22 protein-coding genes and 1 pseudogene are annotated in these 25,042 nt (G+C 59.5%); 10 read left to right on the top strand and 13 right to left on the bottom strand.

Going from position 1 to position 25,042, the window contains the following annotated elements:
* Positions 1-4 precede the first annotated feature (4 nt).
* Together ABIE13_RS02285 and ABIE13_RS02290 are read right to left on the bottom strand one after the other, a co-directional pair.
* On the bottom strand, positions 5-1,015 hold the full coding sequence (locus ABIE13_RS02285) for a Bug family tripartite tricarboxylate transporter substrate binding protein (protein ID WP_354440777.1): 1,011 nt from the start codon (positions 1,013-1,015) through the stop codon (positions 5-7).
* Positions 1,016-1,067: 52 nt separating this feature from the next.
* On the bottom strand, positions 1,068-2,519 hold the full coding sequence (locus ABIE13_RS02290; RefSeq protein WP_354440779.1) for an FAD-dependent oxidoreductase: 1,452 nt from the start codon (positions 2,517-2,519) through the stop codon (positions 1,068-1,070).
* Between the two features lie 520 nt (positions 2,520-3,039).
* Here ABIE13_RS02290 and ABIE13_RS02295 point away from each other — a divergent pair.
* From ABIE13_RS02295 to ABIE13_RS02315, 5 genes and pseudogenes are all read left to right on the top strand, one after another.
* Complete coding sequence (locus ABIE13_RS02295) at positions 3,040-3,918, top strand: MurR/RpiR family transcriptional regulator (RefSeq protein ID WP_354441233.1); 879 nt, start codon at positions 3,040-3,042, stop codon at positions 3,916-3,918.
* Positions 3,918-4,778, top strand: coding sequence for an EamA family transporter (locus tag ABIE13_RS02300; protein ID WP_354440781.1), 861 nt, complete (start codon positions 3,918-3,920; stop codon positions 4,776-4,778). Before ABIE13_RS02295 ends, ABIE13_RS02300 begins: the two co-directional genes overlap by 1 nt.
* 103 nt (positions 4,779-4,881) lie before the next feature.
* A pseudogene (locus ABIE13_RS27505) lies at positions 4,882-4,980 on the top strand (ATP-binding protein); the annotation flags it as partial.
* Positions 4,981-5,161: 181 nt separating this feature from the next.
* Complete coding sequence (locus tag ABIE13_RS02310) at positions 5,162-5,878, top strand: SDR family oxidoreductase (RefSeq protein ID WP_354440784.1); 717 nt, start codon at positions 5,162-5,164, stop codon at positions 5,876-5,878.
* An 89-nt stretch (positions 5,879-5,967) separates the two neighbouring features.
* Positions 5,968-6,249, top strand: coding sequence for a LysR substrate-binding domain-containing protein (locus ABIE13_RS02315; RefSeq protein WP_354440785.1), 282 nt, complete (start codon positions 5,968-5,970; stop codon positions 6,247-6,249).
* Position 6,250: 1 nt separating this feature from the next.
* On the opposite strand, the gene ABIE13_RS02320 is transcribed toward ABIE13_RS02315, so the two are convergent.
* Positions 6,251-7,174: a LysR family transcriptional regulator gene (locus ABIE13_RS02320; RefSeq protein ID WP_354440787.1), complete on the bottom strand. Its 924-nt coding sequence runs from the start codon at positions 7,172-7,174 to the stop codon at positions 6,251-6,253.
* 108 nt (positions 7,175-7,282) lie between these two features.
* Between ABIE13_RS02320 and ABIE13_RS02325 the strand changes: the two genes are divergently transcribed.
* Complete coding sequence (locus ABIE13_RS02325; RefSeq protein ID WP_354440789.1) at positions 7,283-7,681, top strand: tautomerase family protein; 399 nt, start codon at positions 7,283-7,285, stop codon at positions 7,679-7,681.
* A gap of 11 nt (positions 7,682-7,692) precedes the next feature.
* Positions 7,693-7,920, top strand: coding sequence for a hypothetical protein (locus tag ABIE13_RS02330; protein WP_354440791.1), 228 nt, complete (start codon positions 7,693-7,695; stop codon positions 7,918-7,920).
* Positions 7,921-8,079: 159 nt separating this feature from the next.
* Here ABIE13_RS02330 and ABIE13_RS02335 read toward each other — a convergent pair whose 3' ends face one another.
* A complete protein-coding gene (locus ABIE13_RS02335) occupies positions 8,080-9,189 on the bottom strand; it encodes a phosphotriesterase family protein (RefSeq protein WP_354440793.1) in 1,110 nt (369 codons plus the stop codon).
* A 411-nt stretch (positions 9,190-9,600) separates the two neighbouring features.
* Positions 9,601-10,581: a LysR substrate-binding domain-containing protein gene (locus tag ABIE13_RS02340; RefSeq protein WP_354440795.1), complete on the bottom strand. Its 981-nt coding sequence runs from the start codon at positions 10,579-10,581 to the stop codon at positions 9,601-9,603.
* A 46-nt stretch (positions 10,582-10,627) separates the two neighbouring features.
* Here ABIE13_RS02340 and ABIE13_RS02345 point away from each other — a divergent pair, with 46 nt between their 5' ends.
* The gene (locus tag ABIE13_RS02345) at positions 10,628-11,626 is read left to right on the top strand and encodes a Bug family tripartite tricarboxylate transporter substrate binding protein (protein WP_354440797.1); all 999 of its coding nucleotides are present in this window, start codon (positions 10,628-10,630) and stop codon (positions 11,624-11,626) included.
* 375 nt (positions 11,627-12,001) lie between these two features.
* Positions 12,002-13,669: a sensor histidine kinase gene (locus tag ABIE13_RS02350; RefSeq protein WP_354440799.1), complete on the top strand. Its 1,668-nt coding sequence runs from the start codon at positions 12,002-12,004 to the stop codon at positions 13,667-13,669.
* Positions 13,670-13,907: 238 nt separating this feature from the next.
* Here ABIE13_RS02350 and ABIE13_RS02355 read toward each other — a convergent pair whose 3' ends face one another.
* The 3 genes from ABIE13_RS02355 to ABIE13_RS02365 all read right to left on the bottom strand — a co-directional run bounded on the left by ABIE13_RS02355 (position 13,908) and on the right by ABIE13_RS02365 (position 17,813).
* Positions 13,908-15,077, bottom strand: a complete 1,170-nt coding sequence (locus ABIE13_RS02355) for a mandelate racemase/muconate lactonizing enzyme family protein (protein ID WP_354440801.1) — start codon at positions 15,075-15,077, stop codon at positions 13,908-13,910.
* 72 nt (positions 15,078-15,149) lie between these two features.
* On the bottom strand, positions 15,150-16,133 hold the full coding sequence (locus ABIE13_RS02360; protein ID WP_354440802.1) for a Bug family tripartite tricarboxylate transporter substrate binding protein: 984 nt from the start codon (positions 16,131-16,133) through the stop codon (positions 15,150-15,152).
* Between the two features lie 63 nt (positions 16,134-16,196).
* The gene (locus ABIE13_RS02365; protein ID WP_354440804.1) at positions 16,197-17,813 is read right to left on the bottom strand and encodes a GMC family oxidoreductase; all 1,617 of its coding nucleotides are present in this window, start codon (positions 17,811-17,813) and stop codon (positions 16,197-16,199) included.
* A 173-nt stretch (positions 17,814-17,986) separates the two neighbouring features.
* Between ABIE13_RS02365 and ABIE13_RS02370 the strand changes: the two genes are divergently transcribed.
* Positions 17,987-18,730, top strand: a complete 744-nt coding sequence (locus ABIE13_RS02370) for a GntR family transcriptional regulator (protein WP_354440805.1) — start codon at positions 17,987-17,989, stop codon at positions 18,728-18,730.
* A gap of 189 nt (positions 18,731-18,919) precedes the next feature.
* Here the strand turns inward: ABIE13_RS02370 and ABIE13_RS02375 are convergent, their stop codons facing one another.
* The 5 genes from ABIE13_RS02375 to ABIE13_RS02395 form a co-directional block, all read right to left on the bottom strand.
* Positions 18,920-19,381, bottom strand: coding sequence for a methyltransferase family protein (locus tag ABIE13_RS02375; protein WP_354440807.1), 462 nt, complete (start codon positions 19,379-19,381; stop codon positions 18,920-18,922).
* A gap of 153 nt (positions 19,382-19,534) precedes the next feature.
* On the bottom strand, positions 19,535-20,428 hold the full coding sequence (locus tag ABIE13_RS02380; protein WP_354441234.1) for an NAD(P)/FAD-dependent oxidoreductase: 894 nt from the start codon (positions 20,426-20,428) through the stop codon (positions 19,535-19,537).
* Positions 20,429-20,523: 95 nt separating this feature from the next.
* On the bottom strand, positions 20,524-20,844 hold the full coding sequence (locus ABIE13_RS02385; protein WP_354440808.1) for a hypothetical protein: 321 nt from the start codon (positions 20,842-20,844) through the stop codon (positions 20,524-20,526).
* A 30-nt stretch (positions 20,845-20,874) separates the two neighbouring features.
* Positions 20,875-23,940 (bottom strand): efflux RND transporter permease subunit, encoded by a 3,066-nt coding sequence (locus ABIE13_RS02390; protein WP_354440810.1) that lies wholly within the window; start codon positions 23,938-23,940, stop codon positions 20,875-20,877.
* Complete coding sequence (locus tag ABIE13_RS02395; protein WP_354440811.1) at positions 23,937-25,037, bottom strand: efflux RND transporter periplasmic adaptor subunit; 1,101 nt, start codon at positions 25,035-25,037, stop codon at positions 23,937-23,939. The genes ABIE13_RS02390 and ABIE13_RS02395 overlap by 4 nt, the downstream gene beginning before the upstream one ends.
* Positions 25,038-25,042 lie beyond the last annotated feature (5 nt).

A 25,042-nucleotide genomic window follows, 5' to 3' on the forward strand; every position in this document is an offset into this window, starting at 1 on the left:
CCCGTTACTTGAGCAGTGACGCCTTACGGCTCGTCACAGCGGCGACCTTGCGAATGTCGGCCTGGACGAAATCGCTCATCGCCGTGACACCCAGGGGCGCCGGTACGATGCCCATCTCGAGGAAAATCTTCCTTACCTCCGGACGCTCCGCGACGGAAAGAATGTCCCTGGAGATCTTGGTCACCACATCCTGCGGCACGCCAGCTGGCACGGCGAAGCCTGTCCAATTGAGCACCTCGTATCCCGGTAGTGTTTCGGCGATAGGCGCGGCCTGTGGCAGGTACGGAACGCGCGTGGGGCCGGTCACGCCCAACACTTTGAGCTGACCGGTCTGCAGGAAGCCGTCGGCGGCGCCCATGATGGAGATGGCCAAGTCGATGTGACCGCCGAGCATGTCGGTGTAGAGCTTGGGACCTCCAGGGTAGGGAACGTGGCGCAAGTTGATCCCGGCCATCTGGTTGAGCAACTCGATCCCCAGTTCCGTGGATGTCCCAATGCCGTTCGAGCCGCAGGAAATCGGCGCGCTCTGCGCCTTGACCCACTGGATCAGGCCGGGCATGTCATTGGCTGGAACCTTGTGCGACGCCAGCACCGCGATCGTGTAATAGCCCAGGCGTGCGACAGGTTGCAATTCCTTCAACGCGTCGTAGGGCAGGTCCGAACGCTGCACGTGGTTGATGCTCATGGAGCCGCCGACCACACCAATGGTGTGGCCGTCCGGTTTGGACCGTGCAGTCGCGAGAGTGCCGACTACCATCCCGCCGCCGGGACGGCTCTCTACCAGGACGGGCTGCTTCCACATGTCCGACAGACGATCGGCGATCGCGCGCGCCACCTTGTCCGCAGCACCCCCTGGCGGCAAGGGCAGGATGATTCGCACGGGTTGGGATGGGAAACTTGTATTGGCCTCAGCCAGGGGGGCCAGCGTCCCCAGCATCGACCAGGCGGCGCCCGTCCTCAGCAATTGGCGCCGTGCAAGAACTATCGAGCGGGGGCTTTTCGTTTCGGGTTTCAAGAGGTCTCTCCAGTTGAGGGCGCCGCCGGGCGCGGGTTTGAGGTCCTTGCGATCAGGCGCCTGCCACTGGCGATGGCATGGGTGCGGCGCCTGCGCCTGCGGCTGGTTGGGCCGGCGCGGGCTGATATGGCCGCTGCCCCGGTGCCATGTATTCGACCGTGGCGATGCCACGAGGTTGGTCGATCACCGCGCCTTGTTTTTTCAGCTCTCGCTGTACGTCCGCCACGTCCAGCTGGCGCGGCGATAAGCCGGCCTGCGCTGCGAGGCTGGCGGCAACCCCGGCGGCATGACCAATCGCCATGCAAGGCGGCATGCTACGCAATGCGCCCATAGCATCTTCGGTCGCGGAAGCGCAGCGCCCCGTAATCAGCAACCCTTCGACGCCGAGCGGCAACAGGCAGCGGTAGGGAATCGCGAACGGGGCCTCGGGGTGGTACAGCGTCAGACCGCCACCGCTAGTGTGGTGAATGTCGAGCGGCCCGCCACCCTGGGCGATGTTGTCGGGGAATTGCCGGCCCACCATCACGTCTTCTTTCTCGAGCACGTAGTCGCCGACAATGCGCCACGTCTCTCGGATACCAATAGTCGGTGCCAGCGACGCGAGATAACACTTCTCGAACCCCGGCACTTCCTTGCGCAGGAAATCAACGATGGGAAACACCTGCGCCCGCCCTGCCAGTTCGGCCTGCGTGAGGTCACGCTCGTCAGCGCCATCCCAACCCGGAATGCGCGTAGTCAGGATAAAGGCGTCGCCTTCGTTTGGTGCGCTGATCATTGCGAGCAGCTTGGACGGCAGTATGCCGGCCTCAAAACCGCGACGAACGATGGCCTGCTTTTCCGGCCCAGGCAGCGCGCGGTAGATCATTCCGTCCGCGCCGCCGATGCGCATCATTAGCGACATCGGCTGGCGGCTGCGCGGGTCCTGGTCGGCGTTCTCAACTTTGCAGCCGAGCTTACGAGCCATCAGACCGTCTGCGCCGGCTTCCACGACAGTCTTCGCAAGGATGGCTTTTCGGTCGTAGCGCCCCTGAACGATGACTCCCGCCAGTTTGCCGTCGACGATCAGAGGGTCGCTTGCCTGAGTATGCAGCCAGAGATCGATGCCGGCTTCGCACACCATGTCATCCAGCACCTTCTTCATGATCTCCGGCTCGAAAGGAAAAGAGTACAGCGGGATGGGCGTTCCGGTGGAAGCGCCGTGCATCTGCAGCCAGAAGCCCCGCGAACCGCCTGCTTCCATCACGCGACGGACGATGTCGTAGCCCACGCCGCCTGTTACCAGTTCTTCCGTGCCGCGGTAGTAGCCGACGAGGCTCGCGACCATTGCCGACGTTGCTGACCCACCTAGAAACCCCATGCGCTCGATGAGTGCGACACGGGCGCCGCTACGCGCGGCGCCGATAGCTGCACACACCCCCGAAGGTCCGCCGCCCACAACCACGACGTCCACCTCGCTTGCAACTTCGATACTGCGCTGAGGTTCAAGAATTGTCTGCATCACCATTGGGTTCTCTCCGTAGGATCTTCGGGCTCCATCGCCTTGCGGCAAGGAGTCATTGGTTAGTCAGAGTTGATTCTGGGGTGCTAAAAACGCATACTCAATTAGTCTTTTCGCACCCCCTGGCACGGAAAATCCGATCCGGTGTCTTTGGAGAGAATCGCAATTTCAATATGCCGCACGAGGAAGGCCCGGCCAGTGGCTGCCTCTGCCACGATGGCATCCGGCTCCACACGCTCACCCCCACCTGCGCTTTAACCGCCCTCAGTCACTCAATGCAATCAAGGTCTAGATGGCGCGCGAGTTCTCCGTAGCGTGCGGACGTATTGCCAGCCTAAACGGTCTTGGCGCCGTATAGATTCGCGGCACTGGCCGCGCCTTCATGGCCGTTGGAGATCTGGCCCGACCCATGGGGACGTGTCCACATGCAGTATTCATGAACATAGACTACTTCGAGCGTCTCGTTCAGCGATCGTGTACGCAGTGCTTGCGCTTCTCGCCAGTACACTGTAATCTATTACAGATGATGAGTGATAATCGTAATGGAGTTTCTGGCGACGCGCCACTGATGCAATTGATTGGAAGCATCCAGGCCCGAAGTGGTGACCTTGCTGCCAGTGAGGCGAGGGTCGTTGAGCTACTGCTCGCCGATCCCCTTTTCGTTGGGGAGAGCACCACCGCGCAGGTGGCTGCGCGCGCTGGCGTTTCGCCCCCGAGCGTGATCCGCGCCGCACGTGCAATCGGTTTCAGCGGGTTCACCGAGCTCAAGATCGAGATCGCTCGTGCACGCGGTACCACCCGGTTCTTCGCGCCCCCCGACGTGCTTGCGGCGGGTGCGACGACTGCAGCGGTGCTCGAGGCCTCGATCCGCGCAGGCGCCGACGCACTGACAGCCCTTGGCGGGGCTGTCGAGCTGGCCGCGCTCGACAAAGCGGTGAGCACCATCCAGGGCGCGCACCAGGTGATCGCATTCGGAGCTGGCACCTCGGCAACGGTCGCCGCCGATGCGGTTTTCCGGCTGCGCGCGGTCGGCGTGAGGACCATCGGCATCCCGGACTATCTGTCGGCGATGATCGCGGCGCGGCTCCTCGGCCCTGGTGATGCCGTCATCGCCGTCAGCTCGACCGGGCGGTCCTCGACGACGCTCGCGATCGCGGATGCGGCGTCTTCTGCCGGGGCCTCGCTCATCGCGCTCACCAACCAGTACGGCACACCGCTGGCGGCCCTCGCAGATGTCGCGCTTGTCGTCGGAGGTGCACCATTGCCGGTCCAAATGGCTGCAGCCGGAAGCCGGCTGGCACAGCTCGTAGTGATTGACGCGCTGGTCGCGGCCCTCGCTCTGCGCGATCCGGAGCGCAGCCGCCGCGCGGAACGGGCGAGCATCGACCTGCCCGATATCGCCTGATGCTGCCCGGCACCGTCGCGATGGTCCTCGCCGCAGCGGTAGCCCATGCGGTATGGAACCTGGCCTCGAAGTACAAGCGGGGTGATGCCTTGCTGTTCGTCTGCGGCTACACCTACGCTTCGGCGCTGCTGTGCGTCCCGATCAGCATTGTCTTCATAGCGAATGGGCAGCAGGTGTTCGGCTGGCCGCTCGCTGCGGGCGCCGCTGTCTCTGCCGTATTGCACACCGCTTACTCTCTGACCTTGCAGGCAGGCTACGAACGCGCCGAGCTGGGGGTGGTTTATCCAGTCGCCCGCGGCACCGGGCCGGTGCTGGCGATGCTGTTCGCGATCCTGCTGCTGGACGAACAGCTCACCGCGGCCGCGATGTTTGGCGCTTCGCTTGTCGTGGCGGGCGTTCTCGTCGTCACCGGCAACCCGTTCAGAAACGGGAGCCGTCGGCCGCTTCAGGGCTTGCTCTGGGGCGCCGCGACGGGGGCGACCATCGCCGCCTACACGGTCTGGGACGGCTACTCGGTGGTTGCACTGCACCTGGCGCCCGTGAGTTATTACGCGACCACGCTGCTGCTACAGAGCCTGATCCTGACCCCAAGTTTGCTGCGCCGACGCCATCGCATTCGAGCGGCTATCCGTGCCGACGCCGTGCCGATCCTCATCGTGGCTGTGTTTTCCCCGCTCGCCTACATCCTCGTTCTCACCGCCATGCTTGAGGCGCCGGTGGCGCTCGTCGCGCCACTGCGCGAGTCGTCCATCGTCATTGGCTCACTCGCTGCGTGCAGCCTGTTTGGCGAGGGTCATCTGGCGCGGCGGATTGCTGGCGCGGTGATCGTGTTGGCTGGGATTGCGGCGATCAGCCTTTGACGCCTTCTTTGAGTCAAATCTGCACGCGGCAACGGGGCTTAAGGTGATGCTGCTACGCGGTGCAACCGGATAGAGCGGATCCAATCTAGAGAGCTTCACGGGATCAGGCTTTGACTTCAGCAACAGCGAGGTGAACGAAGCCCTGGTGCGTCAGCTGGATGGATGCGAGTTCATGGAGAAAGCCGAGAACGTGGTGCTGGTCTGGGACACTCAGGAGAAACTGCGTGACGCTCAGATCGCAGAAAGCGATGCTGAACGATGAGCTTGGTTTCTGCAGATGATCGAACAAGCCGTTCAGGCGACCCGATCACCTACCGGCAGATCTGGCAAAGAAACCTGCACGAGAGTTGAAACTTCATTCAGACAATGACGAGGATTAGATTATGGAAAAGCCTGCAGTTTTGGTAACCGGTGCATCAAAGGGCATTGGGCTTTCTGTCGCTTATCAATTATCCGCAAAGGGGTACCAGGTCATAGGGATGTCTCGAAATACACAAGGCGTGAACTTCCCTGGCACGCTCATCTCTTGCGACCTTTCGAATGCAGAAGGGACGGAAGTCGCTCTACGCAGTGTTGCCGAGCGATTCGAAATATATGGGATCGTCAACAATGTAGGAATAGCGTCCCCTCAGCCGCTCGGTGCAATCGATCTGGCGCTTTTGCAGAGCGTATTCGACCTGAACGTCCGGGTTGCGGTGCAAGTAACGCAGGCTCTTGTCGCCCCAATGAAACAACGTGGCAAGGGTCGGATTGTTAATGTCTGCAGTCGCGCCATTCATGGTGCTCTTGATCGAACCGCCTACGCGGCAGCCAAGAGTGCACTGGTTGGATGCACTAAAACGTGGGCATTGGAGCTTGCCGAGCACGGGATCACATCGAACGCCGTAGCACCCGGTCCGATCGAAACGGAGCTTTTCCGGAAGACTCGGCCCGCTGGGAGCGACGCAGAAAAACGAGTTCTTTCTACCATCCCCATGCGACGACTTGGAACTACCGATGAGGTTGCGGCAGCCATCAGTTTCTTATTGTCCGACGATGCGAGTTTTATCACCGGTCAAGTTCTTGCCGTTGATGGCGGCGGTAGTTTAGGCGGTCGGTAACTCATCGGCGCTTGCGCGGGGCGCTGAATCGTTCGTCCATCGACGATCTTGCACACCGCGACTGCATCACCTTTGGATAGTGCGGCGACGTGTTCCCGTGGAAGCTGCTGGGCAGCGAGGAGCGATCCGTGGACGTCAAGATCAAAGGGCGCCACACCATCAGCGATGGGGATGCGTTACGCGCCGTGGTGCTCGATGGTTTGGACATCGGGCAGTTCCCTACTTGGCTGGTGGCGGATGCGGTGAGGCGCGGCACGCTTCAGACGGTTCTCGCGACACAAGGGATCGAGGGTTCTCCAATTCAAGCGCTCTGGCCCGCAACGCGTTATCTGGCACCCAAAATCAGGGCGACAGTCGAAACCGGAGGCTGATTCAGTCACCGCTATTCAAGCCCCACTGCTTTCGCGCGGCATCCTGCAGAAATTGGATGACCGCACCCACGCGAGCGGCGCGGCGCCGGCTTGGAAGAGAAACCGCGAACATCGTGTGGCATGTGCCAGACGCGAAAGGTGCCAGCACCTCTACCAGTCGCCCTTGGGCCACGTCTGCGGCCGCCAGCGGACATGACAGCATCCCAATGCCTGCCCCGGCAACCAAGGCGTGGTGCACCAGGGCCGTGGTGTTGGCAGAAAGCTGCGGCCGGACGGTCACTTCCATTGTCCGGCCTGCCTTGGAGAACTTCCAGTCCACGGTGGGGCCCTGTGCGGTGTGGGCGACAGCGAAGTGTTGGTGAAGCTCCTGTGGATTGGTCGGTTCGCCATGACCGCGAAGATACGTGGGCGAGGCATACAAACGCCGTTCGAACGAGCCCAGCGCGCAGGCAACCACCGATTCGCTGTTGCCCACCGTCGTGCGCAGTGCCACATCGATGCCATCCGTCACCAGATCGGCAACGCGATCTTCGGCCACCAGCTCAATGCGCAACGCCGGATGCTTCGCACGAAGCCGAGCCAGATGAGGCACCACCAATTCCTCGCAGATTTCCTGGCTCGACGCCAAGCGCACGACGCCTGCCACGCGATTTTTCTGCTTGGACAGTGCGCCGGAAATGTCCTCCAGCCGCTCCAGCAGCTCGCGCGCCTCTTGCGCCAGTTCGGAACCTTCCGCGGTTGGCGACAGCCCGTGCGTGGAGCGGCGCAACAGCGTGACGCCATAGCCGGCTTCGAGGCGGTCCACGCCACGCGTCACGACTGAAACAGCCACATCGAGCTCGCGGGCAGCTGCGGAGAACGAGCCCAGCTCGAGCGACCGAACCAGCCAGCGCAAATCTGAGGGATCGGGCAAGTAATTTCGCATTCGAATGCCTTTGCGTGCGGAGCAAAACCAATTATGGCGCGAGAGGGTTTCCGCGCTCCGCCACTTTTCCTAAAGTTGGGGCTCCCACCCACCGAAAGGAAATCAGACATGCCCATCCTGAACGTCAAAGTCTCCGCGCACCGCACGCCCGAGCTGTCCGAGCGCATCACCGAAACCCTGCTGGAATTGACAAGCCGTGTGCTTGGCAAGCGGCGCGATCTCACCGCGGTGGTGATTGAGTATGTCGACCCGCGCGACTGGTTCGTTGCTGGCAAGTCGTTGGCCGAACTGAAAAAGGCAAGCTTCTATTTCGACGTCAAGGTAGTCGACGAGACCAACACCAAAGCCGAAAAGGCCCGCTACGTGGCCGAGGCGTTCGAAGCGTTCGCCCGCCTCCTGGGGGACATTCACCGCGAAAGCTATGTCTACGTGCAGGACGTGCGGGCTACCGCTTACGGCTTTGGCGGCAAGACGCAGGAATACCGCCACCAGCATCCGGACCAATAGGAGGTGTCGCCATGCAATTCGCAAACCTGACCGTGGCTGCGGCGATACGCCGCGCCGGCCTGGATGCCCGGATCCCCGACGGTGAGGGCAGGCGGTCGCTCCCGGTGCAATTCCTGCCCGGTGGGGCAGGGTGGGTCGGCATTATTCTTCATCGCACTGGGACTGTTCGGCTAGTATGCCGTCGAGTTCGGCGTGATCGGCATCCTGCCGGCCATCGTGCTCAGTTGTTCCCTGAATAAGTCAGAAAAGTAGGGTCAGTAAATGCACCGGACGACCCATATTTCAAGCTTTCGTCCATATGGCATGAATCGCCACTCTGATCAGCACAAATGGATTTATAAAAAAATAAAACAAGCACTGATCAGATCCACTAATTTGCGGTTGGGTAAAAAATAGAATTATCCTCTGGGGATCAACTTTTTCGGTTGGGTGAAAGTCATGGCGCGCTGAGGATTATTTTTGAGGATGTCATCAATGACACCTTGGCTGACTCGAGTTTTTAACAGAGGCACTATCTCTTCCAAGATGTAGGCGTAGCCACCACCTCCGTTGATGGTCAATTGCGCCTGGATGCAAATATCATGAGCGAGCAAAATGCGCTTGGCATACTTGTCTCCCTTGTTTGCAAGCGCAGCAGCCCAGTCAGCGATTGTTGTTGCGGAGGCTCCCCCAAAGGAGGAGCCAGGTGCCTGACCGACAAAATCCCGTTCTACATAGACACCACGGTCCATCAACGCAGCAAGTTCATCAATGGAGAATTTGCCGCCAACGTGTGACATGACTACATGATTGAGGTCGACTCCTTCTTTCTCCAACATATCCAATACCTCATGAGCAGCCCGCAAAGTTACGAATGTATGCAGGTTTATTGGCGCCCCGGTCAAACGTGAGGCCCGAGCAGAAGCGGTTACGCTCTTGATCTCATTGTCATTAAGTACATCAGGATTGGAAAAATCCCCAAGACCAACCTCTCCAATGACTCCAGAGCGTATGTTTGTCCCTTGAGCTCCGACAGTAATGTCATCAACGATGATCTGCGTTAATTGTTCAACAGAAATTTTGCCCATATCGGCAGGGTGTTGTGGCCGCATGTAAACGCCTGCGCCCATAATGACGTTCAAGCCAGATTCATCGGAAATTCTCTTCAGCGCTTTTGGATCACGAGTCAATCCAAAGTTCGTTGTGTCAACGATGGTCTTGCCGCCCGCAGCCTTGAAGCGCAATATTTCCGAAAGCGCATCTGGATAGTAGGTTAAGCCATTTGGGTTCCTTGTTTCAGTCAAAACATTGATGTTGGTTGGAACCGGCACAATATGATCGAGCTTGGCAAAGTTGATAAAAATATGTTCATGTGGCAAAGTAATTCCTAGTTGGTCAGGATTTACCGGGCCATTGACTGTCATCGCTTTTCCGCTGAAATCGAGCGGGTTAACATCATCAGAGCCACCCCCACATGCAACCAGAGCCAGAATGGCTACCAACGGCGAGAGAAAAATTCCGAGTTTCACAACGTCTCCTTTGTAATAGGCTGAAATTTAGCGAAATTTGTTGTTAACCATCGCATTGAGATAATGCGATTGATCTACTACAAATACGCCAAATTAGCGTTTTATGGCGGTCGGTCGAGATAACCGCTCGCACATTGGCCGGCGTGCCAATGTGGAACTAAGTGTTCGAAATATTCCTTACCGATTACTTACCTGGCGCGATGCTAGCCGGGCTTAATGGCTCGATATTTTTTAATGGCACCATGAGCTTTTGGAATGCCCCTCGGTTCTGTGTGAGAAAACGAGGGCGACGGGGGCGGCCGTTATCAATCGGTATTGCGAAAAGGCCGAAAATCAGCAAAATCACGGTGTGACAAAAGGGGGCGTCGCATGCGCCTCACGCCGCAATACTGCAAGCGCTCAGACGCTTGATTAGATGGACTGCTGGAGCCAATGGGAAAACTGTGCTAACGCTGGCAGGGTGGCGTTATGCGAGGGGTAGCATAGGTAGTACGACCGGTCGGAAATAATCTCGAAGTCCGAAACTGGCTCCAGTTGTCCCGAACCGACAGCGGCCTCAGTCATGAAGCTTGGCAGTAGTGCCAAACCGATACCCGCGATGGCTGCATTAAGCGACATGGAGAGCAAGTCATAACTGGGCCCTGCTTGCATTTCGTCAGGCAGAGGCGCGTCAAGCTGCCCTGATTGTCGGGTCCACGTCTCCCATGCTTGAGGAAGTGAGGTGGTGTGAATAAGCGTAAGCAAGGGCGAGGCATGCTGGATCTGTCGCGCTAAATCGCCGCGTTCGGTAACTCGAGCCGCGAGGGCGGGGCATGCGTAGGGGCGCAGTGCCAGTTGCAGAACTGGTAGAGAATGCAGCCCAGGCACCGGGCCCTCGACTACCATGATCGCTGCGTCGATACTCGTGGCGCTGAAGTCAACAGGACCGAGGTACGTGGAGAGGTTCAGCGTGATGTGTGGGTGAGCATGCACGAAGCCGGACAGGCGAGGCGCTAGCCAGTAGTTGCAGAAAGACGAAGGAGCCGAAAGGTGCAGCCGACCACCCCGTCCTTGGTGCAGTGCGATGTCGATGGTCGCCCGCTCAAGCCTGCTGAGTGCTTGCCGAACTTCGAGCAGATAGGCCCGGCCCGCCGGCGTTGCAACCAAAGATTCTCTCCGACGTTCAAGCAACTGCAATCCCAGCTTATGCTCAAGTCCAATGACCTGACGGCTGACCGCGCCCTGGGTGAGGTTTAACGCCCGGGCTGCACGCGTGAAGCTGCCCAGTCTTTCGCTTACCTCTAAACACTGTAGTGCAATGGTCGATGGAATTCGCAAGGGCATAAGTAAAGTGCATGTTAGCAGCAGCGATTTATGTTGAGGCTCTGAGCGCCAATTAATGATCAACCGCATTGACTGCACGCCAAATAGGATCGGTTTTGATTATGGGAATCAGACTGTGGCAAAAGAGAAGAAGGCTTGGCAGACGCGCCGCGCACTGTTTTCGAATCTGGCGATGTTGGCTGCGGCTGGGTCATGGTCTGGCGCGTCCGCTAGCTCGTACCCCAATCGATCTCTCCGATTGATAGTCCCCGGAGCAGCCGGCGGCGCGCCGGATCTTCTCTGCCGCGTCATGGGATCGGCTTTGGCAAGTGCGCTCGGGCAAGCTGTGGTGATCGACAACAGGCCAGGAGCGGGTGGTATTGCCGGCACGTTGGAGATGGTACGCGCCGCCCCAGACGGCTATACGCTTGGCTATGCAAACGTCGGAACTCTGGCCATCAACCGGGCGCTGTATGGTCAGCTCCCGTATGACCCGGACCGACAGCTTGCGCCGGTGGCAATGACTGGCTTTGTGCAGAACGCGCTGGTGGTGCGAAATGAGCTACCAATATTGACAGTAGGTCACCTGATTTCCTATCTAAAGAAAAATCCGAGGAAGGTGACGATGGCTTCCGCCGGTAATGGCACCACCAGCCATTTGAGCGGAGAGTTGTTCAAGAGCATGACGGGCACCTCCATGCTTCATGTTCCCTATAGGGGCAGCTCTGCCGCTATTCAAGACCTGATCGGTGGTCGTGTGGATGTCATGTTTGACAACCTCTCGTCAATTTGCCCCTTCATTGAATCCGACCGTGTGCGCGGGCTTGCGGTGACGGGCGCTCGCCGGTCACCACTGTTACCCCATCTTCCAACGGTGCGGGAAGCTGGAGTGTCCGGTTACGAAAGTGTGGCTTGGGGCGGTATCGTTGTGCCTGCGGGAACCCGAACAGACATCATTAATGTCCTTAACGGAGAGTTTACGGCGATGATGTCGAACGCAGGGGTGCGCGAGAGCCTGACGAGACTATCGCTGGAACCTGCAAGCGGCCCGACCGATGTTTTGTTCGAGTTGGCCAAACGAGAAACACCAGTGTGGGCATCGCTAGTCCGCCGCGCGAATGTACAGATAGATTAAGCGGTCGCCCTAAAGCCGGTACGGTTTGCGTGCATCAACAACCAAAAGCAGTACTGGGCCGCCTGATGCTGAGGCCGTCTAATCGGAGGAGGGTGGTTTCGGTGGGGAGCTTATCAGGTGCTACGGGCTCGATATCAATGGGTTCGCTCTTGACTTTAAGTGCACGCTAGATAGCATCAATGTCACAATTCGCGTGCAAAAATAAGTCATGTACAGACCATGATTCCAGAAGCAACAATGAAGCTCTATTACGCACATCCTGATAGTGAGCGATGATCCAACTTCAGAGCAGGTTCAACGCGAATTGAAAGCAGATTCAGAAAAGCCGGGGCAACGCATTGCATCTAAATTTTATTTTCTGAGATGAGTGCGAATATGACAACCGTAATTAATCATAAATTATTTTTTGCCATTTCGGCGTTTGCTTCAACGCTGGTATTAATTCCTTTGCTGTTATCCATTGGAAAAATAGGCCAAAAAAGAATAAAAACTTACGCTCTCGGATTTATAGTTACAACTCTCGCTGTCTATTTATATGCAGGTTGGTTCAATGAACATACCTCCCGTTTGTCTCTCGGGAATTATGTACTGACTCTAGGCGTAGCGATACAGACGATTGGCATTCGGAAGTTCTACCATAAACCTCCACTCTGGAGCTTGATTGTGCCCTTCACTGTGGTCTCTGAAGTTCTGTTGTTTTGGTTTTTACGTGTAGATCCTGACTATCCAAGTCGATTAAAGGGATTTACATTTTTTCTCTTTATTTTTGTCCTGATCCAGTTTTGGACCGTCACTAGACACGGGGACAAGTCTTTTATCAATCGGCTGCTTTCTGCATCGCTCGCAATCGAATGCCTTGTTTATTCAATTCGATTTAGCACATTATTCGTACCAAGTCTTGTTCCGTCCAATCCTGCAGAATTTTCTTATATTCAGTTATCCTATATTTTTGTTTTCTCGGCAGTAGTTCCGTTGACTGCTATTTGCTTAATGATTAACGGGATGCACTTGCTTCAAGAAAAATCGATTTCAGATGCCAAGGCAAAGAATCAGCAAAAAACAGAAACTATTGGGTATATCAGTCATGACTTGCGCGCCCCGCTTGCGACCATCTCTGGATACACAGCACTCCTACTTAACGATGCTACCGAAGCCCAAAAAAAGTCGCTACTCTCAATTCAGCGTAGTATTAATTATCAATTAGGTCTTATAGAAGAATTGCAGACTTTCTCCAAGGTAGAGCTGCAGCCTCTAACCATTAACTCTGCCAAAACCGATTTATCACGCTTGTTGAATGATATTTCAGATTATGGGAGTTCCTTGTGCTTGCAACAGAATAATATATTCCAATACCACCCTCCCCAAGTGCTCCCTCCGGCGATTTATTTAGATGGCAACCGTCTGCAACAAGTGTTGCTTAATCTTCTATCGAATGCAGCCAAATTCACGCATGATGGCGTGGTGACTATGTCGGTCAATGCTCAGACTAAAGGGGGTATTTGCGCACTAGACTTCGCGATTAGCGATACAGGAATAGGGATCGATTTAACCGAGAAGGTGGATATTTTTGACGCCTTTCAGCAAATTCAGGCAGCCAGTGGAAGCACTGGATTGGGGTTGTTTATCGCGCAACGTATCGTCTCATCCATGGGTGGATCTTTGAGTGTGGCCAGCATGCCTTCTCAAGGCAGCACGTTTTCTTTTCAGCTTTCCGCACCCATCGTTGCTGCTTCAGATTCTGACGGCTCTGATATAGGGCCGCGCATGTCCACAGTGGCCATCCCCTCGCTGCCGCAAGCGGAAGTGGGAATACCTCGAGCTCATGTACATATCGAAAGCCACATCAACGATGAGGCCCTGGATGAGCTCGCCAAACTGGCGCTTCATGGCCGCGTAACCGATATCGAGCACTGGATTGAATACCACTTCAAAGAAACCATCCATTCTCCGTTCGCGGACTCGCTGCGCGATTTAGTGGATCAGTTCGACTTTCCCGGTATACATGCGCTGGCGAAGAGCGATCGGAGTCATTTGAAAACTTAGCGGGTTGCTGAGATACTTCCGCAAGAATTCACGGCAGGAGGCATCGCTTTTTGCGGGGGCTTGCTCTCATTGCCGAATTCCTGGCGCGGCCAGTGCTGAATCGTACCTGGCGGTTGCTCCAGGACAGCCAGCTTTGCACGCGCTCGCGCCTTTGTGGCTGGTTGCGCGCGCTGTCTTGTCCTCGGTGGAAGGAGCGCTCGCTCTCTGCTTCGGGTGATTTACGGATCCAGCGCTGTATTCACGGGCTCTGGTAGGTTACATGCTCACGGCATGCAGCCAGATCCGGCTCTACGCCCATACCCGGAGCGGTGTGGAGCGAAACACGACCGTCCACCACTCGGAAGGCGTCCCCGGCGAACAGATCGCGCAGCAGATTCGGATTGGCATCTACCTCCACATAGCCGGGGCCACCCACCGCAGCCTTGAGATGCAGCGAAGCCGTCAGGCCGATGCCTGCACCCAACCAGTGGGGGCAAAAGCGTTTGCCAAGTGACTGAACGGCTCGTCCGACCGGTACGCAGCCACTGAAGCCGCCCCATTTACCAATATCGGGCTGCACCACGGCGACGCCTTCCGTTTCAGCGAATGCCAACAGATCAGCAGTTCCGGCCAGGTTTTCGCCGCCAGCCAGCGCCAGGGGCTGTTCGCGCGCGAGCTTCGCCCAATCGGCATTGGATGTATCGGCACGAACCGGCTCTTCCAGCCATCCCAGGTCGAAGTTCGCCATGCGACGTCCGGCGGCGATGGCTTCCTGTACGCTCCACGCCTGGTTGGCATCGACCATGAAGGGCAGATCGGGTCCGATCACTTCGCGCACGGCCGCCAGGTTGCGCAAATCGCGCTCTTCACCAAAACCAACCTTGAGTTTGAAGGCGCGGTAACCTTCGGTCAGCTTTTGCGCCGCGAGTTTCTCTGGGTCCGTGGGGTTGATGCCTGACGCATAGAGCGCGATGACCGGACTCGCGGTTGCATGGGGGGCGCCCAGCAACTGCCACAAGGGCAGGCCTGCGCGTCGTGCGACCATGTCCCAAATGGCAACGTCGAGTCCCGCAATGATCTGTTGGATGGGGCCCGGCTCACCCGCTTGAATCGCAAGGACCGCCAGCTTATCGGTCAATGCTGCGAAGCAGGCCTGTGGAGATTCCCAGCGACGGCCGTAGACCAGTTGCGGCAGGTAAGTTGCTGCCATGCGCCCGCGATGCTCTGCGCCCACCACAGGGAAGTTGCTCCAGACTTCCCCCCAGCCATAAGTTCCATCGGGATCCAGCACTCTCAGCAACACGGCTGGCCGGTCCTTCATGATCCCGAACGAAGTCTGCACTGGCGGATCTGCCGGCACGCGCAGTACGAATACGTCGATCCTCTGAATGAAAAAACTCAAGTCGGTGTTGGCATTTGGAAGGTTCATGGCTCTCATGGTGTGTGAAATTGAAGATGCCGTTGTCGAGGGCTCAAGCTTCGAGGAGCTGTGCGCGGGAGTTCAATCCAGGGAGATGCCCGATGACCGAATGAGCGGAACCCAGCGGGCAGTTTCGGATGCGATGTAACGGTTCAACTCTGCGGGCGTTTGGTAGAAAGGCACGTCACCGAGCTTCTCCATCTTTTTCTGCAGCTCCGGGTCCTGCAGCGCCGCCTTGAGCTCAGCGGACATCCTTTTTTGGATGTGCTCAGGCATGCCAGCCTGCGCAAATAGACCGATCCAAGAGTAGGCTTCGTAGCCCTTGATGCCAATTTCGGTCAAGGTTGGCAGGTCAGGGAAGACGGGTGAACGTTTCGCGCCGGTGACGGCCACCGGCTTTACCCGGCCCGTCGCGATGATGCTGAGTGCCAACGGAATGTGGTTGATGGAGTAAGTGACGTCGCCCCCCGCCAGAGCGGTCATGGCTGCGGGGCCGCCGTTGAAAGGGATGTGAGAGCTTTTGATGCCCGTGACCTTCTTGAACATTTCCGTGGCCAGGTGGGGGGTGCTACCGTTGCCATTGCTGGCGTAATCGATCTTGTCGACGCCGCGGCGGAGTTCCTCCATCAGTTCTGTAGCGGATTTCGACTGACTGCGCTGGCCTGCGAGCATCACGAGTGGCCCGTAGCTGATCTGGCCGATGGACGCAAAGCTCTTGATCGGGTCGTACTTTGCGTTCTTGAAGATGGCGGGGCTGTAGACCTGCGTGGCCGCATCACCGACAAGAAATGTGTAGCCATCTGCCGGTGCGCGCGCAGCCAGCGCCGTGCCGATGGTTCCGCCTGCGCCCGGACGGTTGTCGACCAGCACTGAACTCTTCATCTGCGCCTGCAGCCTCTCGGCGACCATGCGGGCGGTCGCGTCGATCACGCCGCCGGCTGGGAACGGCACGATCAAGGTGATGGGTTTCGTGGGATAGGTGGCATCGTCTGCGGCGTGAGTGATTAACGGCACCAGCAAGGCACTTGCGGAGCAGGCGGCCCAGATTGCATGTCTGAAGTTCATGGTGTTTTTCCTTGGTTGCTTTGGTGATACCTGGCAATGCCAGATGCGAATACCCTGGTGGCCTCAGGCCGCGCTCTGGATCAACGCCGCGCCTTTTTCTCCGATGAGGATGGCAGCAGCATTTGTGTTGGTTGAGACCATCCGGGGCATGACTGATGCGTCAACCACACGTAGGCGGTCGATGCCACGCACACGCAGTTCAGGATCCACGACGGCCCGCTCGTCCGAACCCATGCGACAGGTGCCGCTGGCGTGGAACACGGTGCCCCCCTTGTTGCGCGCATAGTCTTCGAGCTCGGCGTTGGACTGGATCCCGTGCCCGGGCGCGTACTCGTCCTTGGCCAGCAGGTCACGGAAGCTGGGGCGCTGGTAGATGTCTCGCAGGATCTCCAAGCCGGAAACGAGTACCTTGACGTCGTGCGGCTCGGTCAGGTAGTTGGTGACAATCCGGGGCGGGACCGCCGGATCGTCGGACCTGATCCCCACATGCCCCATGGACCGCGGACGGCACTGGGTGGCGGAGGCTGAGAAGCCAGAGAACGTATGGAGCGGATCGCCCGGCTTGTCGACCGACAGCGGCATCACGTTGAACAGCAGATCGGGGCGCCCCCCCTCGGCGTGTTGGCTGCACACCATCCCACCTACCTGGCCTGCGCCGACGGTCAGCGGCCCGCGTTGGCCAAAGGCCCATTGAGCGCCCATCTGCATGAGCTTCAAAGGATTCCGTACGTCGTCGTTGAGCGAGCGTCGGTGCTTGAGCTTGACGACCACCCGGGCCTGGTAGTGGTCCTGCAGGTTTTGGCCGCAATCTGGCGCATCGACCTGCACACCGATGCCGTGGCGCGCCAACAGCGCGGCGGGCCCGACCCCTGACAATTGGAGGAGTTGAGGCGACTGCAGTGCGCCCGCAGCCAGCAGCACCTCCCGTTCGGCGCGACCTGCTACCTGCTGCCCATCACGAACCCATTCGACGCCGACGGCCCTTCCTTTCTCGATGACGATGCGGCGGACAAAAGCACCCGTGGCTATCGTGAGGTTCGGCCGAGAGGCGATGGGCGTCAGAAAGGCATCGGCGGCGCTACAGCGCCAGTGGCCGCGCAACGTGAGCTGGTAAGCGCCCAGGCCTGAGTCCTGCGCGCCATTGAAATCATCCGTCGCTTCAAAACCCGCCTCGTGCCCGGCCTGCAGCCAGGCGCGGCAATATGGATGATCATTGCGCAAGTCTGAGACGCTGAGCTCCCCATCGATACCATGGTATTGCGAAGGTTTTCCAGCATAGCGCTCCGACCGCTTGAAGAATGGCAGCACGTTGCGGTAGCCCCAACCGGTGGCACCCAGTCGTTCCCAATCGTCGTAATCCGCGTGCTGCCCCCGTATGTAGAGCAGTCCATTGATGGCGCTGGATCCCCCGAGGACCTTGCCACGCGGCCAAACAATGGTCCGGCCACCCGTCTCCACTTGCGGCTCGGTAGGAAACTGCCAGGAAAAGCGCTTGTCGTAAATGGTTCGGAAATAGCCAACTGGCAGCTTGAGCCAGAAGTTCCTGGCGCTGCCTCCGGCTTCAAGCAGCAGGACGCGGCAAGCTGGGTCGCTGCTGAGGCGGTTGGCCAGCACGCATCCCGAAGAGCCCGCGCCGATGATGATGTAGTCCCAGACTCCAGTGGCGTGTGCGGATGACATGGGTGAGAGCGACTCAAGTAGGTTGGTAGAAATTTAGATAAGTCATATAGTCCTATCGATCAGACGTTATGACTATGGTGCTTACCCTATGATGACGCCTGTGTGGTTACTGTGTTTATGATCAATTGCTCACGTCCGCGCGCCCGTACCCCTTAGTTAGGTCACTCCCCCTCATGTCCTTCTCTGACAGCTCAGTTCCTCGGTACTTGCAAATAGCCGACGTGCTACGTAAACGCATAGCTCGCGGGATCTGGAAGAACGGGGAAAAGGTGCCTTCACTCGAGTCCTTGATGGGCGAGTTCGGCGTCTCGCGGGTGACTGTGAGACAAGCCATCGACGTGCTGGCGCGGGAGGGGTTGGTATTGCCTCAGCGGGGCAGGGGAACCTTCGTGACCGGAACCCCGCCGCAGCGACAGTGGCAGCGCGAGTGGCAGACCGTGCACGCGTCGGTGGATGGACTGGCGCAAGCCTTCAAGGACACGCAACCGCGCATCGTCAACATCGACGAATTGTGCTCAGTTGCACCGTTGCAACCCTCAGATGGCATACCGGCCGATCGATACGTGTACATGCGACGCGTTCATTCCGAGAAGGATGAGCCGTACTGTGTGATCGAGATCTATCTGGACGAGGCCATCTTTCGCACCGCGCCTGATCGCTACCGCAGTGAGGCCGTCATTCCCTTGCTGGCGACGCTGCCTCAAGGCGGGATCACTCAGGCGCGCCAGGCATTGACCGTCGGCAATGCTGACATGGACATCGCGAAGCTGTTGAACATTCACCTCGGCGACGCGGTGGCACAGGTGCGCCGTGTGTTCACTGACAAGGACGGACGGGTCATATATCTAGGCGAGGTCATCTATTCGGGTGATCTGTTCCGCTTCGAGATGGACATCGAACCACCGCATCCGCGGTGAGGCGTCATCTTCGGGCGCTTGTATTGGCGCTCGTCGCCAACGCGCAGCCTGCACACGGGTTTGGCATGTGCAACCCGAATGACGAGCGTCGAATGGCATCGCAACCCGATCGTGAATCCAGTGGCCAAGTGCTGGTAGGTCGGCCCTGCCGTCAGCACCGTGTTCAGTGCGAAGTGAGTTGACCCGTGCTCATACCCACCTGCGTACGCTTCCTGTGTAAGCCTCATACTCTGCCCCAAATAGAGACGCCAACAAACGTTCTTCCGGAATGATTTGGAAGCGAGTGATGTAGAGCACATACACAACAACCCACAGTACAGCAAGCGGATTCGCCAGATAAACTGCCCACGCCAACAGGGTAAGCAACATTCCTACATACATGGGGTTGCGCGTATAGCGGTACACGCCTCGGATGACCAATGAGGACGCCGAGCTTGCCTTGATTGGGTTCACGGTGGTCTTGGCTCGCCGAAGCGCAACCATTCCGGCGATGCTGATGCCTTGGCCAACGCACAGCAGAACGACGGCGCCGAGCACGCGGGCGGGATAGGGAATCTGCACGAGGCCTGCGGCGGCTGGCGTCAGCCACATAAGAAGCGCCAGGGCCATCATCACGATGGGGGGAGGAACCTTCAGTTCAAGCGCGTTCATAAGACTCCTTGTTGAGGTTTAACACTGGAATGACCCACCACGCGCCAACCTCGATGGCGGAAAGTCTTGTGGATGAGAGCAACTCTATTCGCGATCGGGGGGGCTGCCGCTGTTATGTAGCCTCCCGACACAGCGAAGTAGATATGCGTGCTCTCAAGCCAGCATTGACTGCTGGGCGGAGATGCCCGCCGTTGCGCCGTACGATATGGCCGTGGTGACGGAGGGCATGAGGGGGTTGGCGAGGTCTCCGGCAGCGTAGATGCCCGGCACGCTGGTTTCGCGGCGCTCGTCGACCTTCAGGGCGATGCCCAGAGGCGTATTAACCGTGGCGAGTCCCAGTGATTCATGCAGGCTTGCGGACGGCTTGTTGCGCGGATGTGCGAACAAGATGTCCACTGCGACGTCGGGTGCGGTATCGATCTTGACCGTGGCATTGTGGCCTTCGCGACGGACAATTTCGGTGATTCGGCCATCGACTACAGGCACTTTGCGGCGCGCCAAATCGGTCCGGATGTCAGGCGGAATGTCGTGACCGTTAGCGAAAAGGGTCAACCTGTCGGTCCAATCGTGGAACAGCCTGACCTGATTGTGGGATTGCGGGCCGGACCAGACGAGGCCCCAATGTTGGCCGGCGACTTCAAACCCGTCGCAGTAGGGGCAGGGCACGATGGACGTGCCCCAGCCTTCGGCAAAGCCCGGAACGTCAGGCATCTGGTCCGCGATACCATAGCTCAGGATCACTCGGCGTGCCGCAAGGCTTTCGCCATTGGCAGTGAGGACAGAGAAGCGGTCGATGCCGCCAGAGACGCTGTCGGCCCGAGAATTGACCAGCTTGACCGTCGGATACCGCGCAAGTTGCTTGCGCGCTTCGGCCAGGATCTCCAAAGGTGGCTTGTGATCATGCCCCAGCAAGCCGTGCGAGTGGCCAGCGAACCGATTGCGCGGAAGGCCGGTATCGAGAACCGTGACCTTGCGCCGCGCGCGCCCAAGCTGCAGGGCGGCGGCGAGGCCCGCAAAACTGCCGCCGATGATGATGACGTCGTTCATGGTGAAGGTTTCCGTGTTGAGGGTGGAGGGGACTGGGGTGGGCTTTACAGGGGGTTGTGCATAGGCGAGGCCGGCGGGGGCAAGCGCCGCCAGCGTCAGCAGGGTTCTTCGGTGCATGGAAGCCTCCTTGTATTCTGCGTCGGCGCAATATCGTCCAGCGATTCGCGCTCGAGACGGACAGTGAGCAGGGTTTCGGCATTGGCGAGGAAGTCGCCCGTGACTGCATTGGTCTGCCAGACGATGCAGCATTCATCGAATGCGCCTTCTCTGACTGGCCAACCGCCATGCCCTTGCCGGTAAGGTTTCTGCTGGAGCCTTCGCTTTCGCTGCCGGCGGTACCGCTCTGCACGATAACGCGACAGGTGAGAGCCCCCAGGCCTTCGGTCATTATGGCCAAGCCTATGTCCAATGCTCATGATAGTCCTCCTTTTGCGGTGGTTGGTTTGTTAAACATGGTGTCCTTCTTCGCGTCGCACGCGGAACAAGGTTGCATAAAGGGCCGGCACGAAGATGAGCGTGAGGGCAGTGGCAACCACCAGCCCGCCCATGATCGAGATGGCCATGGGGCCCCAGAAAACGCTGCGTGTGAGTGGGATCATGGCCAGCACCGCGGCAGCGGCCGTCAGCACGACGGGGCGCGAGCGGCGGACGGTGGCGTCGACGATGGCGGTCCAGCGGTCGGAACCCCGCTCGATGTCCTGGTCGATCTGGTCGACAAGGATGATCGAGTTGCGCATGATCATTCCACCCAAGGCGATCACGCCCAGAAGTGCAACGAAACCGAAAGGTGCGTTAAACAGCAACAGCGCGGGAACCACGCCGATCAGCGCCAGAGGCGCGGTCATGAAAACCATGAACAGCCGCGAGAAGCTTTGCAACTGGATCATCAGCAATGTCAGCATCACTGCGAACATCGCTGGGAACACCGAGAACAGCGCATCGTTGGCCTTGTCGCTTTCCTCGATCGCGCCGCCTTCCTCGATGCGGTAGCCAGGCGGCAGGTTTTCGATGATGGGTTGCAGAGTCGGGCGGATTTGAGCTGTCGCGTCGGGCCCCTGCACGCCGTCGGCAACGTCGCTGCGGACCGTCAGCACCATGTGCCGGTTGCGCCGCCAAAGCACGGGTTCCTCGAATGCCGGCTCGATCTGCGCAATTTGCGACAGCGGCACGGTGGCTCCGCTGCGCGTGAACACCTGGAGGTCGCCAAGTTGCCCGATGTGCTTGCGTTCGTCGGGTGACGCCCGCACGACCACGTCCACCAGTTCCTCGCCGCGGCGGATCTGCGTCACCGGAGCGCCGTCCAGCGCTGTCTGCACGAGGGCCTGGACATCTCCGGTCGTCAGGCCCAGCATGCGCGCCTTATCCTGGTCGACGCGCACCTGGACGGAACGCACCTGCTCGTTCCAGTCCAGTTGCGTATCACGCACCAAGGCGCTCTGGCGCACCGTGTCGCGCACCTGATAGGCAATCTCCCGGACTTGAGCCTTGTCGGGGCCAATCACGCGGAACTGAACGGGAAAGCCCACCGGCGGGCCGAACTCCAGCCGGGTGACGCGTGCCTTCACGTCGGGCAGCGCCTCGTCCCTGGCAAACAGCTCCATGAGCCTGGCGCGGACGCGCTCGCGCTGCTCGATCCCCCCGGTCTTGACTACGAATTGCGCGAAACCAGGGTTCGGCAGCTCCGGGAGCACGGACAGGTAGAAGATGGGTGTGCCGGCGCCTGTATAGGCGGTGAAAAACTCGACGTCCGGGTCTTTGGCCAGTTGCGCCTCCAGCAGCTTCACCTGCCGCTCGGTGGCCGCGAAGGAAGCGCCCTCGCGCAACCGCAACTCAACGAGCAGCTCCGGGCGTGCCGCCGTGGGGAAGAACTGTTGCTGCACCTGCAGCATACCCGCGCCGGCCAAGCCGAAGACGACGACGGTGGCGGCCAACACCCAGAAGCGCCTCTGCACGGCCCAGTCGACGACGCGGCGCAGCCGATGGTAGACCGGCCGATCGTAGACGTTGCCATGCCCGGCTGCGGCCATCTTCTTTGGGAGCAGCACCACACCCAGGTAGGGTGTGAACACCACGGCCACCAGCCAGGACAGAATGAGCGCCACGCCGACGACCCAGAAGATGCCGCCTGCGTACTGCCCCGCAATCGACTTCGCGAAGCCCACCGGCATAAAACCCGCGGCGGTGACCAGTGTGCCAGTCAGCATGGGAAAGGCCGTAGAGGTATAGGCAAAGGTGGCGGCGGGCACGCGATCCCAGCCTTCCTCAAGCTTCACCACCATCATCTCCACTGCAATGATGGCGTCATCTACCAGCAGGCCGAGTGCAATGATGAGCGCGCCCAACGAGATGCGATCGAGGTTCCAGCCGGCGGCATACATGACGGCCGCAACCAGGCTGAGCACGAGCGGGACCGAGGCTGCCACCACCAAACCTGTGCGCCAGCCCAGGAACAGGAAGGACACCGCCAGTACGATCGCCAGCGCCTCCAGGAACGCGCGTTCGAACTCCCAGATGGACTCCGCCACCACGCGCGGCTGGTCTGCATACTGCTGAATGTCCAAGCCCGCCGGAAGCTCCTGCCGAACCTTTTCCACCTGCTGAGCCAGCGCGCGGCCGAACTCCAGCACATTGCCGTTGGCCTGCATGGTCACGCCGATCGCCAAGACCGGTACGCCGTTGTGGCGGATCGTCATGCTTGGCGGGTCCTCGTAGCCGGTGCGCACGGTGGCGACGTCGGCCACTCGCAGCAGTTGGCCGCCTACCTCGAGCGTGACGTTGGCGACGTCCGCCGCGCTCTTGAGCCCACCGTCCACGCGCACATGCACGCGGTCATGGGTGGCGTCAGACGAACCGGAAGGCGTCACGAGATTGCGGCGCGCCAGCGCCTCAAAGACTGCAGTCGGTGCGATGCCCAGTGCCGCCAGGCGGCGGGTAGACACTTCCACATACACCCGCTCAGCCTGCTTGCCCAACACGTCAACCTTGCCGGCACCGGGGACGCTCTGGAGCTGCTGCTTAACCCGCTCGGTCACGTCCAGCAGCTCAGCCATCGACAGGCCCGGGCCGCTCAGCGCGTAGAGCACGCTGTAGCGATCGTTGTATTCGTCGTTGAAGAATGGCCCGCGGACGCCCTCAGGAAGCTCCTGGCGCACGTCGCCGATTTTTTTTCGAACTTGGTACCAGGCGTTCTCCAGCTCCTTTTTGCTGCTGCCGCCCTTCATCCACAAGGTGATGCCGCCGTAACCCTGGCGCGCGAAGCTGCGCACGTAGTCAAAATGATCCAGCTCCTGCAGCTTGCGCTCGATGCGATTGAGAACCTGGTCCTGGATGTCCTGTGCGGTGGCTCCCGGCCACACGACGATAGCCGTCATTTGCGGCACATCAAAATTTGGATCCTCCAGCCGGCCGAGGCGACTGAAGGACAGGACGCCGATGATCAGCGTCGCGATGATCAGGAAAAGCACCATTGGCCGGTGGGTGACGGCCCACTGCGACAGGTTGAACCGCTTCATCGTTGGCTCGTCTCAGAGGCGAGTGCCTGGACGGACTCGGGGTTACGGTCGACGGCGCGCACGGCCATGCTCGCATCGAGCTTCTGCGCACCGATGCTGACGACGCGACTGCCAACGGCGAGGCCTGTTACTCGCACGGATGCGTCATCCGCATTCACGACTTGCACGGGTGTAAAGATGAGACCAGAGCCCTCGGCATTCAACACCCACACGCCTGCCGAGCTGCTGGCTTTTACCAGCGCCGTGACCGGCAGGATGGCAGAGGTCGGTCCCGTGGAGGGTGGCGCGGATAGGTGCAACTGAATGGTGCTCCCCAAGGGCAGGGCGGCGAGGGAGTCACGCGCCGCGGGGGCGCCAGCGAAGCGCACTCGGAATGTGCGCCCCTGCGCGCTGGCCAGCGGCGAGGCTTCGCGCAACACCAGGGGCAAGGGAGAGCTTCCGTTGTGCCAGGGCGTGGCGGTAGCAACCAGCGTCCGCACTCGGCCGATCCATTCCTCGGGCAGGTCGGCGATGACTTCGCGCGCACCATCGCGGGTTAGCGACATCACCGGCTGGCCTTCGGCCACCACTTGGCCGCGCTCGAAGCGCATTGCTGTGACTACACCGGCGTAGGGCGCCACGAGCGTCGCGTAACCTGCGCGGTTGCGGGCCAGATCTAGTTGCCTGCGCGCCTGTTCCAAGCGTGCTGCAGCCGCGTCCGCGCGCGCTTTTTGCCGCTCATGGTCTGCGGCTCCCACCGAACCGTCCGCCAACAGCCGGCGAAACCGCATCTCATCGGATGCCGATTGCTGCGCATCTACCAGTGCGGCCTGCACGGCGTCGCTGGAGGCACCTTCAGCGAGCTGTAAGTCGGCTGCGTCCAAGCGCGCCAGGACTTGGCCGGCCTTCACGACGCTGCCGACGTCTACAAGCCTCTCCACCACTTTGCCTCCTGTGCGAAAGCTTAGATCGGTTTCCACGCGCGCCCCAACCGTGGCTGTGAACGTGCGGGTTTGCGCTTGACTGGCGGGCGAGACCGTCGTCACGAACACGGACTTCACTGCGACGGCCGGCGCGGGCGGTTGGCCGCATGCGGCGAGCAGGAGGGAGGCAGCCATGGTTA

Source organism: Ottowia thiooxydans, assembly GCF_040548795.1.
Taxonomy (GTDB): domain Bacteria; phylum Pseudomonadota; class Gammaproteobacteria; order Burkholderiales; family Burkholderiaceae_C; genus Ottowia; species Ottowia thiooxydans_A.

Bases quoted from the DNA above. Each gene is read 5' to 3' on its own strand.
- ABIE13_RS02380 (WP_354441234.1), bottom strand. From the start codon at position 20,428: ATGAACGACGTCATCATCATCGGCGGCAGTTTTGCGGGCCTCGCCGCC.
- ABIE13_RS02370 (WP_354440805.1), top strand. From the start codon at position 17,987: ATGTCCTTCTCTGACAGCTCAGTTCCTCGGTACTTGCAAATAGCCGAC.
- ABIE13_RS02355 (WP_354440801.1), bottom strand. From the start codon at position 15,077: ATGAACCTTCCAAATGCCAACACCGACTTGAGTTTTTTCATTCAGAGG.
- ABIE13_RS02375 (WP_354440807.1), bottom strand. From the start codon at position 19,381: ATGAACGCGCTTGAACTGAAGGTTCCTCCCCCCATCGTGATGATGGCC.
- ABIE13_RS02290 (WP_354440779.1), bottom strand. From the start codon at position 2,519: ATGGTGATGCAGACAATTCTTGAACCTCAGCGCAGTATCGAAGTTGCA.
- ABIE13_RS02295 (WP_354441233.1), top strand. From the start codon at position 3,040: ATGAGTGATAATCGTAATGGAGTTTCTGGCGACGCGCCACTGATGCAA.
- ABIE13_RS02395 (WP_354440811.1), bottom strand. From the start codon at position 25,037: ATGGCTGCCTCCCTCCTGCTCGCCGCATGCGGCCAACCGCCCGCGCCG.
- ABIE13_RS02325 (WP_354440789.1), top strand. From the start codon at position 7,283: ATGCCCATCCTGAACGTCAAAGTCTCCGCGCACCGCACGCCCGAGCTG.
- ABIE13_RS02390 (WP_354440810.1), bottom strand. From the start codon at position 23,940: ATGAAGCGGTTCAACCTGTCGCAGTGGGCCGTCACCCACCGGCCAATG.
- ABIE13_RS02350 (WP_354440799.1), top strand. From the start codon at position 12,002: ATGACAACCGTAATTAATCATAAATTATTTTTTGCCATTTCGGCGTTT.
- ABIE13_RS02340 (WP_354440795.1), bottom strand. From the start codon at position 10,581: ATGCGGTTGATCATTAATTGGCGCTCAGAGCCTCAACATAAATCGCTG.
- ABIE13_RS02300 (WP_354440781.1), top strand. From the start codon at position 3,918: ATGCTGCCCGGCACCGTCGCGATGGTCCTCGCCGCAGCGGTAGCCCAT.
- ABIE13_RS02330 (WP_354440791.1), top strand. From the start codon at position 7,693: ATGCAATTCGCAAACCTGACCGTGGCTGCGGCGATACGCCGCGCCGGC.
- ABIE13_RS02360 (WP_354440802.1), bottom strand. From the start codon at position 16,133: ATGAACTTCAGACATGCAATCTGGGCCGCCTGCTCCGCAAGTGCCTTG.
- ABIE13_RS02365 (WP_354440804.1), bottom strand. From the start codon at position 17,813: ATGTCATCCGCACACGCCACTGGAGTCTGGGACTACATCATCATCGGC.
- ABIE13_RS02385 (WP_354440808.1), bottom strand. From the start codon at position 20,844: ATGAGCATTGGACATAGGCTTGGCCATAATGACCGAAGGCCTGGGGGC.
- ABIE13_RS02320 (WP_354440787.1), bottom strand. From the start codon at position 7,174: ATGCGAAATTACTTGCCCGATCCCTCAGATTTGCGCTGGCTGGTTCGG.
- ABIE13_RS02310 (WP_354440784.1), top strand. From the start codon at position 5,162: ATGGAAAAGCCTGCAGTTTTGGTAACCGGTGCATCAAAGGGCATTGGG.